Genomic DNA, 11,403 nt, shown 5'->3' with positions numbered 1-11,403 from the left:
AGTCGTGAATGCGAATTCTGCTCACAAATAACACGCTGCGTGCGTGGGGGGTCAGCGCCGGCACTGCTGCCGGCGCGGAAATTGGGAGGCACGCCGATGGAAGCGCAGGTTGAAGGGGTCGACCTGCTCGGGGACGCGCCCGAGTGGCAGGAACGGGCGCTGTGTTCGCAGACTGATCCGGAAGCTTTCTTCCCGGAAAAGGGTGGGTCCACGCGCGAGGCGAAGCGCATCTGCGGCCGCTGCGAGGTCAAGGCCGAGTGCCTGGAATACGCGCTGGGGCACGACGAGCGCTTCGGCATCTGGGGTGGACTGTCCGAGCGCGAGCGTCGCAAGCTGAAGCGTCGCGTGGCCTAGGACAGCTCGTCGGGATCCACTCCGAGCAGGTTGGCGACCTGTTCGATGATCACATCGTGGACGAGGTCGGCGAGGTCCTCACGGTCCATCGCCCGGAATTCCAGCGGCCGGCGGTAAAGCACGATGCGTGGGGGGAGCTCCTGCCGGCCGGGGCGACCGGGCAGCAGGCGGGCCAGCGGCACCTCGCCGTCCTCGAGCACGTCGGAGTCGTAGACGTTGAGCTCGGGCGGCACGTCCTCGACGGCGAACTCGACACCGGCCAGCTCCTTGGCATAGCGCCGTTCGAGCTGCTCGACGGTGTCCAGCACCAGGTCGTCGAAGACCTCGGCCTTGGTGCGAGCCAGGGGAACGGTGGCCGGAACCAGCCTGCCTCGCAGACCCCGGCCGTGCCGGTCGCGGCGTGCGGGATGCCCCGGCCCGGCCTTGCGCGCCGCCCGGGAAGGGTCGGTGCGGCGGCGTTCGGAACTGGTGGTCACCCGGCAACTCTAGTCCTCCGACGGTGTGACACGACGTCAGACCTGTTACCGCGCTGTTGATTCGCCCCAACGGGGGCGTACGCCATTAATTCGCCCCATCGGGGGCGGCGTGTCGGGCCGGCATGACCGAATCGTGATGCATCGTGGGTCGGCGTGTCGCGAGGCTTCCGCGCCCACGCGGGCGTCCGGGGCGATAACGTGCCGCCGTGAGGTCACCACGGCGTTGCTCCCGGAACGGCTGTCCCCGACAGGCGGTCGCCACGCTGACCTACGTCTACAGCGACTCCACGGCGGTCGTCGGCCCCCTGGCGGCCTTCGCCGAACCCCACACGTACGACCTCTGTGAGCCGCACGCCCGCAGCCTCACCGCCCCCCGAGGCTGGGAGCTGGTCCGGCACGACGGCGATTTTGCCCCGCCGCCGCCCACCACCGACGACCTGGTCGCCCTGGCCGACGCCGTGCGCGAGGCCGCCCGCCCGGCCGCGCCGCCCCCGCGTACGGACGACGAGGAACGCATCCCCGGCCACCAGACCGGCCGCCGGGGCCACCTGCGGGTCATTCCGCCGTCGCACTGACTACGGCAGGGCCACCAGCGTGTAACGCTTCTTGAGCCAGGGGATGAGCTTGCGGTACGCCGCGATGGTGTCCGGCTGCGCGTAGTCGTGTGACAGCACGATCGCCCCGGGCCGGCAGTGGTGGGTGACGCTCTTGATCACCTTGGCCTGGTGCGCCGCGCTGCTCTCGCCCTTGCGGTGGCTCCAGTCGCGCGGGTCGACCTTCCAGTAGATCGAGGTCATCCTCATCTGCCCGGCCACCCACACCAGCCGGGGCGTGAAGTTGCCGCCGGGGGCGCGGAAATACTTGATCTTGGCCGTGGGCGCCGCCTTGAGGATCGCCGCGTTGGTGCGCCCCAGGTCGGCCCGGATCTTGGCCGCCGGGTCCTTGCCCAGCTTCAGGCTGTGGTTCCAGGTGTGGTTGCAGAGCGTGTGACCACCCGCGACGATCTGCCGGACCAGTTCGGGGTGCCGCTGCACGTTGCTGCCGACCAGGCAGAACGTGGCCTTCACCTGGTGCTTGGCCAGCAGCATGAGCAGTTTCGGCGTCTCGGCCGGGTCGGGCCCGTCGTCGAAGGTGAGCGCGACGCCCTTGCTGCCGGTGAGGACGTGGCTGCCCGCGGGCCCGGCGAAGCGCGGATTGACGGCCTTGCGCGAAGTCGGCTTGGGTTTGGGTTTCGGCTTGGCGGAGGAAGAAGGGGATGGGGCGGCCGGGGCGGAGACCACCGGCGCCGGGGGCGTGCTGCCGGCCTCGGGCAGTTTCGTCTCGGCCGACGCCTGTCCGGTCAGGCCCACGGCGAGCAGCACCACTCCGAGCAGAACCGCCTTCCGGGCGTGCGACAACCGCATCCAAGCCTCCCTGTGCCTTCCGGCTGCCGACAGTGCCGCCCGGAAGCGGCGGATCGCCACCTCCCGGCGGGATTCGGCACGGTCGGGGGAGACGTCACCCGGTTCCCGGTCACTGGAACGGACGGATGCGAGCGCCCGGCGAGCGAATGCCATTGCGCGGCGGTCCGCGGCGTGCAGGGCGGTCAGGAGTCGGTGAGCGGAGGGGGGAAGCACTCTTTCCTCGGGGGTCGGCTACGGGACGCGTACGGGCGACGCGAACGCCGCCGTCTCCCATTGATACGGGATGACGGCGGCGTTGGGATCAGATTGTGGCCCGTTTCAAATGACTCCTCATGGGTTCCGATCAGGACAATTCGGCGAGCTCCTGCTCGGTGAGCAGGCGCGAGCGGATCAGGAACCGTACGCCCTCGGGCGCCTCCAGCGAGAAGCCGGAACCGCGCCCGCGGACCACGTCCACCGTCAGGTGCGTGTGCTTCCAGAGCTCGAACTGCGAGGCCGACATCCAGAACGTGATCGGCTCGGGCACCCCGTCGATCCGCAGGGATTCCAGCAGCACGTCGGACTGGCCGGTGCGGAACTCGCCCTCCAGGTAGCACATCGGCGAGCTGCCGTCGCAGCACCCGCCGGACTGGTGGAACATCAGCGGACCGTGCTGCCCCCGCAGCTGCCGCATCAGGTCGGCCGCCGCGGGGGTCACGTCTACCCGAGTGGCCATGGCCTAGAAGAAGCCCATCGCCTTGGGGCTGTACGAGACGAGCAGGTTCTTGGTCTGCTGGTAGTGGTCGAGCATCATCTTGTGGTTCTCGCGGCCGATGCCGGACTGCTTGTAACCACCGAACGCGGCGTGCGCGGGGTAGAGATGGTACGAGTTCGTCCACACGCGGCCCGCCTTGATCGCGCGGCCCGCCCGGTACGCGGTGTTGATGTCCCGGGTCCACACGCCCGCCCCGAGGCCGTACAGGGTGTCGTTGGCGATCTTGATGGCGTCGGCGTAGTCCGCGAACGAGGTCACCGACACGACCGGCCCGAAGATCTCCTCCTGGAAGACCCGCATCGCGTTGTTGCCCTCGAAGATCGTCGGCTGCACGTAGTAGCCGCCCGACAGGTTGCCCCCGAGGTCGGCCCGCGCGCCGCCGGTGAGCACCTTGGCGCCCTCCTGCCGGCCGATGTCCAGGTACGACAGGATCTTCTCGAGCTGGTCGTTGGAGGCCTGCGCGCCGACCTGGGTGTCGGTGTCGAGCGGGTTGCCCTGCTTGAGGTTCTCGACCCGCTTGACGCCCGCGGCCAGGAAGTCGGGATAGATGCTCTGCTGGATGAGCGCGCGCGACGGGCAGGTGCAGACCTCGCCCTGGTTGAGCGCGAACATCGAGAAGCCCTCGAGCGACTTGTCGTAGAAGTCGTCGTCGAGCCGGCTCACGTCCTCGAAGAAGATGTTGGGGCTTTTGCCGCCCAGCTCGAGGGTGACCGGGATCAGGTTCTCCGACGCGTACTGCATGATCAGGCGGCCCGTGGTGGTCTCGCCGGTGAAGGCGACCTTGGCGACCCGGTTGGACGAGGCGAGCGGCTTGCCGGCCTCGACGCCGAACCCGTTGACGATGTTGAGGACGCCCGGCGGGATCAGGTCCGCGATCAGCGACATCAGGTAGTGGATCGACGCCGGGGTCTGCTCGGCCGGCTTGAGCACGACCGCGTTGCCCGCGGCCAGCGCCGGGGCCAGCTTCCAGACCGCCATCAGGATCGGGAAGTTCCACGGGATGATCTGCGCGACCACGCCGAGCGGCTCGTGGAAGTGATAGGCCACGGTGTCGTCGTCGAGCTCGCCCGCCGTGCCCTCCTGCGCGCGGATCGCGCCCGCGAAGTAGCGGAAGTGGTCGATCGCCAGCGGGATGTCGGCGGCCAGCGTCTCGCGCACCGGCTTGCCGTTCTCCCAGCACTCGGCGACGGCCAGCTTCTCGAGGTTCGCCTCCATCCGGTCGGCGATCTTGTTGAGGATGTTCGCGCGCTCGGTGGTCGAGGTGCGGCCCCACGCGTCGGCGGCGCCGTGCGCGGCGTCCAGCGCCTTCTCGACGTCCTCGGCGGTGCCCCGCGCGACCTCGCAGAAGTCCTGGCCGGTGACGGGGCTGGGGTTGGCGAAGTACTGGCCCTTCGCCGGCGGCACGTACTCGCCGCCGATGAAGTGGTCGTAACGGGACTCATAGTTGACGATGGCGCCGTCGGTTCCGGGCGCGGAATATACGGTCATGCCTGCCTCCGTACCTCTGGGGTACGGGCGACCTTAGTTACGCGGACGTTGCACAGACGTTGCAACCCTGTGCCCACCGGCGTCGCCCTCCGGCTCGCGAGGTCTGCGCCCCTTGGGGTCGGTGTCGGGGACACCGAAAATGGCCTCAGCTTCGCCTGGCCATTCTCGGCGCCTCCGAGGCCGACGGGCGCAGCCCGTATTCGGCCCGCAGCTCGTGAATGCGGGCGTGCGCCAGGGGCCGGGCCGGGTCGGCGGGGGCGAGCAGGCGGGCGTAGGCCTCCCAGACCTGCAGGTCGTCCGCGCCCCACGGCGAGTGCAGCCAGGTCTGCAGCGGGCCCCGATCGCGCGTGTTGAGCAACGCGGCCCGCAGGCGGTCGTCCACCAGCCGGCGGAGCCTGACCACGCCCGGGGCATCCGAGAAGGGCAGAAGCGGTCCCCCGTACGCCTCCAGGGCCGCTGCCACCCGGCCGTGCTCGAGCAGCCGCACGACCGTACGGAAATCGGGCTCGACCTCGGCCCGCAACCTGTACGGCCGGGCCTCGATCAGCTCCGGCCCCAGCGTGCGGCGCAGGCGCGACAACTCGGCGCGGACCGTCACCGGGCTCGCGTCGTCCCCGTACAGGCCCACGCCGAGCTCGTCGCCCGTGCTGCCCTCGGGGTGGGCCAGCAGCAGCACCAGCAGCTCGGAGTGGCGGCGCCCGAGACGCCAGCGGCGGCCCTCGAAGGTCAGCACGGCCTCGTTGCGGCCCAGCGCGGCGACCGAGCCCGCCGTGGGGGCCGGGGTCAGGCTGCCCCTCAGGTAGGCCTCGGCGGCGAGCGCGGTGGCCCGTACCAGGGCCAGGCTGTGAGGGTTGGCCAGATGATCGCCGCCGGTCACGTCGATCGCGCCCAGCAGCCGGCCGGTCGCCGGGTCGTGGATCGGGGCGGCCGCGCACGTCCAGCGCTGCACCGAGCGGCTGAAATGCTCGGTCGCGAAGATCTGCAGCGGGTGGTCGATGGCCAGGGAGGTGCCGGGGGCGTTGGTGCCCGCGTGCGCCTCGTCCCAGCGGGCGCCGGGCACGAAGTTCATCTGCTCGGCCCCGCGCAGCACCTTGGCCGTGCCCTCCACCCAGAGCAGACGCCCGTACGCGTCGCAGACCGCCATCAGGTGCTCCCCGTCCTCGGCCAGCCCGCCGAGCAGGTCGCGGAAGATCGGCAGGACCCGGGCGAGCGGGTGGGCCGCCCGGTAGGACTCCAGGTCGGCGTCGCTGAGCTCGATCGGGGCGGTGGCGTCGGGACCCGGCAGGGCGACCGCCGAGCGTCTCCACGAGTCGGCCACCACCGAGCGGATGGGGGGACCGGCACTGGTCTCACCGGTCACGAACCGCTCGTGGGCGCGCCCGACCTGCCGAATGCGCTCGACGGGATCGGCGCCGGCGTCGAGGGCGAGCCACGGGTTGGCCAAGGAGACACCTCCAGACCCACCCATCGTGACCCGCGTCACGCCTTCCGACAAGCGCTGTTCGGCCAGGAGTGTTCATCGCGATCGCATCACGTAACAGTGACGCCTTGTCGTTGCCACCTTGCCGACGACACGGCTCCGCTACTCTCGGCCCGAACAGCGTGAGTAGGGCCTAGGGGGAGCAGTGTCTGACCTGTCCAAGATCGTCAAGGCGTACGACGTCCGGGGCATCGTGCCGGATCAGTTCGACGAGGCGGTCGCCCGGGCTCTGGGCACGGCGTTCGTCGAGATGCTGCGCGAGTCCGGCGACAACGCCGACGAGATCGTCATCGCGCACGACATGCGCGAGTCCGGTCCCGGCCTGGCCGCCGCGTTCGCCCGGGGCGCCAACTCGGCCGGCGCCGCCGTGATCAACATCGGTCTGGCCTCGACCGACGAGCTCTACTACGCGTCCGGCTCGCTCGGCCTGCCCGGCGCCATGTTCACCGCCAGCCACAACCCCGCCCAGTACAACGGCATCAAACTGTGCCGCGCCGGGGCCAAGCCGGTCGGCCAGGACAGCGGCCTCGCGATCGTGCGGCAGCGGGCCCAGGCCCTGCTCGACGACCTGAACGCCGAGGCCGACGGCCCGGTCCGGGTCGAGACGCGCGATCTGCTGGGGGCGTACGCGGAACATCTGCGGTCCCTGGTCGACCTGTCGGGCATCCGGCCGCTCAAGGTCATCGTCGACGCGGGCAACGGCATGGGTGGCTACACCGTTCCCGCCGTGCTGGGTGACCAGGTGCTGCCCGCCCTGCCGCTCGAGATCGTCCCGCTCTACTTCGAGCTCGACGGCTCCTTCCCCAACCACGAGGCCAACCCGCTCGACCCGGCCAACCTGGTCGACCTGCAGAACGCCATCCGTGAGCAGGGCGCCGACATCGGCATCGCGTTCGACGGCGACGCCGACCGCTGCTTCTTCATCGACGAGAACGGCGACCCGGTCTCGCCCTCGGCCGTCACCGCCCTGGTCGCCCGGCGCGAGCTGGCCAAGTTCCCGGGCAGCACGGTCATCCACAACCTGATCACGTCGGCCGCCGTGCCCGAGATCATCAAGGAGGCCGGCGGCACGCCCGTACGCAGCCGGGTCGGCCACTCGTTCATCAAGGCCGAGATGGCCCGGACGAACGCGGTCTTCGGCGGCGAGCACTCGGCCCACTACTACTTCCGCGACTTCTGGTTCGCCGACACCGGCATGCTGGCCGCGATGCACGTGCTGGCCGCGCTGGGCGGTCAGGAGAGGCCGCTGTCGGAGTTCGCCGCGGAGTACGAGCGCTACAGCGCGTCCGGCGAGATCAACTCGACCGTCGCCGACGCCCCCACCAGGGTGGCCGAGGTCCGGGCCGCGTACCCGGACGCGACCTTCGACGAGCTCGACGGGCTCACCGTCACCCTGGCCGACGGCGCCTGGTTCAACCTGCGCGCCTCCAACACCGAGCCCCTGCTGCGCCTGAACGTCGAGGCCGCGAAGCCGGACCGCATGGCGTCGCTGCGCGACGAGGTCCTGGCCATCGTCCGCAGTTAGGCTGAGCCTCCCAAGCGACGGGCGGTTCTCGAATGCCCGTCTCATCGACGAAGGAGCGTTCGGTGGCCCTCGATCCGCAACTGTTGGACATCCTGGCCTGCCCGGACACGCATCACGCGCCGCTCACCCACGACGCCGACGCGCAGACCCTCACCTGCACCGAGTGCGGGCGGGTCTTCGAGGTCCGCGACGACATCCCGGTGCTGCTGCTCGACGAGGCGCGTCCGTCCGCCGACGGGGGTGCGGCCTGATGGCCGGGGCAGGCCCGCTCGAGGGCGCCGCCGGCGTGGCCGGGCACCGGCACGCCGACGAGTCCCTGCTCGACGACGAGAAGTCGATGGTGGCCAACGACCCGGGCGGCATGCTGCGCGCCACGGCGTCGGCGGGCGCCCAGGTGCGTGAGGCGGCCGCGCTGGCCGCCGAGACCGATCTCAGCATGCTGGCCGACGAGGGCCGCCCCCGCGCGGTCGTCGTCGCCGGCATCGGCACGGCCGGCCTGACCGGCAGCATCCTGTCGACCGTGGCCGGCCCGCGCTGCCCGGTGCCGATCATCGGTCACCGCAGCCCCGGCCTGCCCGGCTGGGTCGGCGCGGCCGATGTGGTCATCGCCGTCTCGGCCTCCGGCCGCAGCCCCGAGGCGCTGGCCGCGGCCGAGGCAGCCGCCCGCCGCGGCGCCCGGCTGGTCGCCGTGGGCAACGCCGGCTCCGAGCTCGAGGCCATGGCCGCTCGTGCCCGGGCCCCGTTCTTCCCGGTGCCCCGCCGCGCGCCCGCCCGGGCCAGCCTATGGGGTCTCGCCGTGCCGGTGCTGCTCGCCGCGCGCGCGATCGGCCTGGTCAAGGTCAACGAGGCCGACCTGGCCGAGACCGCGACCCGGCTCGACGCCGACGCCGAGCGCTGCCGCCCCGGCGCCGACTCGTTCGTCAACCCGGCCAAGACGCTCGCGCTCGGCCTGGCCGGCTCGATCCCCATCGTCTGGGGCTCGTCGCCGCTGGCCACGGTGGCCGCCCGCCGCTTCGCCGACACCCTCGCCGCCAACGCGCGCTACCCGGTGATGGCGGGCGCGCTGGGCGAGGCCGGCCGCGGCCGCGTGGGCCTGCTCGACGGCGTCTTCGGCGGGCTGGCCGAGTCGTCACGCGACATCTTCGCCGACCCCGACGCCGAAGAGACCGGCACGACCCGGCTGCGGCTGGTGCTGTTCCGCGACGGCGGGCTCAACCCCGAGGACGACGCGGACGAGCCGGTCGCCGTGGAGGAGCGTCGCGCCGATGCCGTGCAGACGCTGGCCGAGCGCCGGGGCGTGCGCTGCGACGTGCTGACCGCCGAGGGTGGCTCCGCGCTCGAACGCCTGGCCTCGCTCACCGCGGTGCCCGACTTCGCCTCGCTCTACCTCGCGCTGGCGCACGGGCTCGACCCCATGGCGGTGCCCGCGATCAGTGAGATGAAAGAGCTTTCGAACCCGCTCCCCGAGGGAATGCAGTGACCCGTCGCACCGGACGTCACTGTGGAGTGGGGAAATGAGCGCTGAAGGCGGCACCAAGGCGATTCTGGCGGCGTTGAGCGCCAACCTCGGCATCGCGGTCACCAAGTTCATCGCCTGGCTGCTGACCAGCTCGTCGTCGATGCTGGCGGAGTCGATCCACTCGGTGGCCGACTCCGGCAACCAGCTGCTGCTTCTGATCGGCGGCAAGCGGGCCAAGCGGCACGCCACCCCCGAGCACCCCTTCGGCTTCGGCCGCGAGCGTTACCTGTACGCGTTCATCGTCTCGATCGTGCTGTTCAGCCTGGGTGGCCTGTTCGCGCTGTACGAGGCGTGGCACAAGATCCAGGATCCGCACCCGATCGAGAGCTGGCAGTGGGTGCCCGTGCTCGTGCTGGTGGTCGCGATCGGCCTCGAGACGTACTCGTTCATCACCGCCATCCGCGAGTCGAACCGCACCCGCGGCAAGACCTCCTGGGTCGACTTCGTGCGGCGGGCCAAGGCCCCCGAGCTTCCGGTGGTGCTGCTGGAGGACTCGGGCGCCCTGCTCGGCCTGGTCTTCGCCCTCTTCGGCGTCACGCTCACCCTGATCACCGGCAACGGCGTCTGGGACGGCATCGGCACCGCGGCGATCGGCCTGCTGCTCGTGGCGATCGCGGCCGTGCTGGCCGTCGAGACCAAGAGCCTGCTGATCGGCGAGGGCGCGAGCCCCGACGTGGTTCGCGAGATCGAGAGCGCCGTCGTGGCCGGCGAAGGCGTGGAGCGGATAATCCATATGAAGACGCTGCACCTGGGGCCGGAGGAACTGCTGGTCGCGGCGAAGATCGCGGTGCCGCGTTCGGAACGGGCCGACGAGGTGGCGCGCCACATCGACGAGACCGAGAAGCGCATCCGCCAGGCCGTGCCGATCGCCCGGGTGATCTACATCGAGCCCGACATCTACCGTCCCGAAGCCGCCTCAGCCGCTTCCACCTCGGGCGGCTCTTCCTCCGGCGTGGCTACCTCAGGCGCTGCTGCCTCAGGCGCTGCTGCCTCGGGTGCCTCCGCTCCGGGCGCCTCCACACCGTCCGATGCCACTACCGCGCCGGGCGCCCCTGCCTCGCCCCACTGAAGCATTCCCTTCCCAAATCGGATAAAGGCTGAAATGACCGTCTATTCGCTGACCGGGACCGTCCGCCCGTACGCCTGGGGTTCCCGTACGGCCCTCGCCGAACTGCAGGGTCGTCCCGCGCCCACCGAGCAGCCCGAGGCCGAACTGTGGCTGGGCGCCCACCCCGGCGACCCGGCCCAGGTGAACGGCCCCGACGGCCCGGTCAGCCTGGACGCGCTCATCGCCGACGACCCGAAGGGCCAGCTCGGCGGCCCTGTCCTCGAGTCTTTCGGCCCCCGCCTGCCGTACCTGCTCAAACTGCTCGCCGCCGAGACCCCGCTGTCGCTGCAGGCACACCCCGACCCCGCGTACGCGAAATTGGCCTTCGCCCGTCAGGAAGCCGACCCGAGCCTGCCGCGCAACTACACCGACGCCTACCACAAGCCCGAAATGCTGGTTGCGATCACACCGTTCGAGGCGCTGTGCGGTTTCCGCTCACCCGCCGCCGCGGCCGACGAGATCGAGTCGCTCGGCGTCCCCGCGTTGGCCCCGGTCGTCACGGCCCTGCGCGGCGGCGACCTCCGTACGGCCGTACAGGCCCTGCTGACCTGGCCGTCGGAAGACCGGACGGCTTTGATCGACGCCGTCGTCGCCTCGGACCGCTCGCCGCTCGCGTCCCAGCTGGCCGGCCACTACCCCGGCGACCCCGGCGTGCTGGTGGCGCTGCTGCTCAACCACGTCCGCCTGGCCCCCGGCGAAGCAATCTGGATGCCGGCCGGAAACATGCACGCCTACCTGAACGGCTTCGGCGTCGAACTGATGGCGGCCAGCGACAACGTCCTCCGCGGCGGCCTCACCCCCAAGCGCGTCGACGTCGGCGAACTCCTCAACGTGCTGCGCTTCGAGGTCCTGAACGACCCGATCCTGCCCGGCGAGCAGATCGCCCCCGGCGTCACTACGTGGGAGGTGCCGGTCCCCGACTTCCAGCTGTTCAAAATCGAGCTGGACGGCGCCGGCGCCCCCACCGAGATCCCCGCCACCGGCCCCCGCATCATCGTCGGCCTGACCGGCGACACCTTCGTCGGCGAGGCCGTCGACGGCACCCCGATCGAACTGACCCCCGGAACGGCCGCCTACGCCCCCGCAGACGCCGGTCGCCTCAAGGTGGCGGGCCAGGGCCGGCTCTTCGTAGCCGCCGTCCCCGCCTGACCGCCGGCACGGGTCCCGCCTGGCCACCATTGCAGTCCCCGCCCGGCAACCAGCACGGGTCCCGGCTGACCATCACCGCAGTCCCCGCCCGGCAACCAGCACGGGCCCGCCTGGCCGCCACCGCAGTCCCCGCCTGGCAGCCAGGTC

12 protein-coding genes are annotated in these 11,403 nt (G+C 71.2%); 7 read left to right on the top strand and 5 right to left on the bottom strand.

What is annotated here, in order from left to right; translation table 11 throughout:
• The first annotated feature begins 96 nt into the window (after nucleotides 1-96).
• Complete coding sequence (locus tag C8E87_RS11115; RefSeq protein ID WP_014688021.1) at nucleotides 97-354, top strand: WhiB family transcriptional regulator; 258 nt, start codon at nucleotides 97-99, stop codon at nucleotides 352-354.
• Here the strand turns inward: C8E87_RS11115 and C8E87_RS11110 are convergent.
• Nucleotides 351-731 (bottom strand): metallopeptidase family protein, encoded by a 381-nt coding sequence (locus C8E87_RS11110; protein ID WP_203720497.1) that lies wholly within the window; start codon nucleotides 729-731, stop codon nucleotides 351-353. The genes C8E87_RS11115 and C8E87_RS11110 overlap by 4 nt on opposite strands.
• A gap of 305 nt (nucleotides 732-1,036) precedes the next feature.
• Between C8E87_RS11110 and C8E87_RS11105 the strand changes: the two genes are divergently transcribed.
• The gene (locus C8E87_RS11105; RefSeq protein WP_133873016.1) at nucleotides 1,037-1,405 is read left to right on the top strand and encodes a DUF3499 domain-containing protein; all 369 of its coding nucleotides are present in this window, start codon (nucleotides 1,037-1,039) and stop codon (nucleotides 1,403-1,405) included.
• Here the strand turns inward: C8E87_RS11105 and C8E87_RS11100 are convergent, their stop codons facing one another.
• From C8E87_RS11100 to C8E87_RS11085, 4 genes are all read right to left on the bottom strand, one after another.
• Nucleotides 1,406-2,233 (bottom strand): polysaccharide deacetylase family protein, encoded by an 828-nt coding sequence (locus C8E87_RS11100; protein ID WP_133873015.1) that lies wholly within the window; start codon nucleotides 2,231-2,233, stop codon nucleotides 1,406-1,408. It lies immediately after the preceding gene.
• Between the two features lie 343 nt (nucleotides 2,234-2,576).
• The gene (locus tag C8E87_RS11095) at nucleotides 2,577-2,948 is read right to left on the bottom strand and encodes a DUF779 domain-containing protein (RefSeq protein WP_133873014.1); all 372 of its coding nucleotides are present in this window, start codon (nucleotides 2,946-2,948) and stop codon (nucleotides 2,577-2,579) included.
• 3 nt (nucleotides 2,949-2,951) lie between these two features.
• Nucleotides 2,952-4,475: an aldehyde dehydrogenase gene (adh, locus tag C8E87_RS11090; protein ID WP_133873013.1), complete on the bottom strand. Its 1,524-nt coding sequence runs from the start codon at nucleotides 4,473-4,475 to the stop codon at nucleotides 2,952-2,954.
• A 145-nt stretch (nucleotides 4,476-4,620) separates the two neighbouring features.
• Entirely contained in the window at nucleotides 4,621-5,919 is a 1,299-nt protein-coding gene (locus C8E87_RS11085; RefSeq protein ID WP_133873012.1) for a GAF domain-containing protein, read from the bottom strand.
• Between the two features lie 181 nt (nucleotides 5,920-6,100).
• Between C8E87_RS11085 and C8E87_RS11080 the strand changes: the two genes are divergently transcribed.
• The 5 genes from C8E87_RS11080 to manA all read left to right on the top strand — a co-directional run bounded on the left by C8E87_RS11080 (nucleotide 6,101) and on the right by manA (nucleotide 11,256).
• Nucleotides 6,101-7,480 (top strand): phosphomannomutase/phosphoglucomutase, encoded by a 1,380-nt coding sequence (locus C8E87_RS11080; protein WP_133873011.1) that lies wholly within the window; start codon nucleotides 6,101-6,103, stop codon nucleotides 7,478-7,480.
• 62 nt (nucleotides 7,481-7,542) lie between these two features.
• Nucleotides 7,543-7,731: a Trm112 family protein gene (locus tag C8E87_RS11075; protein ID WP_133873010.1), complete on the top strand. Its 189-nt coding sequence runs from the start codon at nucleotides 7,543-7,545 to the stop codon at nucleotides 7,729-7,731.
• On the top strand, nucleotides 7,731-8,960 hold the full coding sequence (locus tag C8E87_RS11070) for an SIS domain-containing protein (RefSeq protein WP_133873009.1): 1,230 nt from the start codon (nucleotides 7,731-7,733) through the stop codon (nucleotides 8,958-8,960). The genes C8E87_RS11075 and C8E87_RS11070 overlap by 1 nt, the downstream gene beginning before the upstream one ends.
• 34 nt (nucleotides 8,961-8,994) lie before the next feature.
• Complete coding sequence (locus C8E87_RS11065) at nucleotides 8,995-10,068, top strand: cation diffusion facilitator family transporter (RefSeq protein ID WP_133873008.1); 1,074 nt, start codon at nucleotides 8,995-8,997, stop codon at nucleotides 10,066-10,068.
• 33 nt (nucleotides 10,069-10,101) lie between these two features.
• Entirely contained in the window at nucleotides 10,102-11,256 is a 1,155-nt protein-coding gene (gene manA, locus C8E87_RS11060) for a mannose-6-phosphate isomerase, class I (RefSeq protein ID WP_133873007.1), read from the top strand.
• Nucleotides 11,257-11,403 lie beyond the last annotated feature (147 nt).

The sequence above is a fragment of the Paractinoplanes brasiliensis genome, assembly GCF_004362215.1.
GTDB lineage: Bacteria > Actinomycetota > Actinomycetes > Mycobacteriales > Micromonosporaceae > Actinoplanes > Actinoplanes brasiliensis.
This window is presented reverse-complemented; position numbering and strand designations above follow the sequence as displayed.

Coding starts and splice junctions, on each gene's coding strand:
- manA (WP_133873007.1), top strand. CDS start 10,102: ATGACCGTCTATTCGCTGACCGGGACCGTCCGCCCGTACGCCTGGGGT.
- C8E87_RS11065 (WP_133873008.1), top strand. CDS start 8,995: ATGAGCGCTGAAGGCGGCACCAAGGCGATTCTGGCGGCGTTGAGCGCC.
- C8E87_RS11070 (WP_133873009.1), top strand. CDS start 7,731: ATGGCCGGGGCAGGCCCGCTCGAGGGCGCCGCCGGCGTGGCCGGGCAC.
- C8E87_RS11115 (WP_014688021.1), top strand. CDS start 97: ATGGAAGCGCAGGTTGAAGGGGTCGACCTGCTCGGGGACGCGCCCGAG.
- C8E87_RS11095 (WP_133873014.1), bottom strand. CDS start 2,948: ATGGCCACTCGGGTAGACGTGACCCCCGCGGCGGCCGACCTGATGCGG.
- C8E87_RS11100 (WP_133873015.1), bottom strand. CDS start 2,233: ATGCGGTTGTCGCACGCCCGGAAGGCGGTTCTGCTCGGAGTGGTGCTG.
- adh (WP_133873013.1), bottom strand. CDS start 4,475: ATGACCGTATATTCCGCGCCCGGAACCGACGGCGCCATCGTCAACTAT.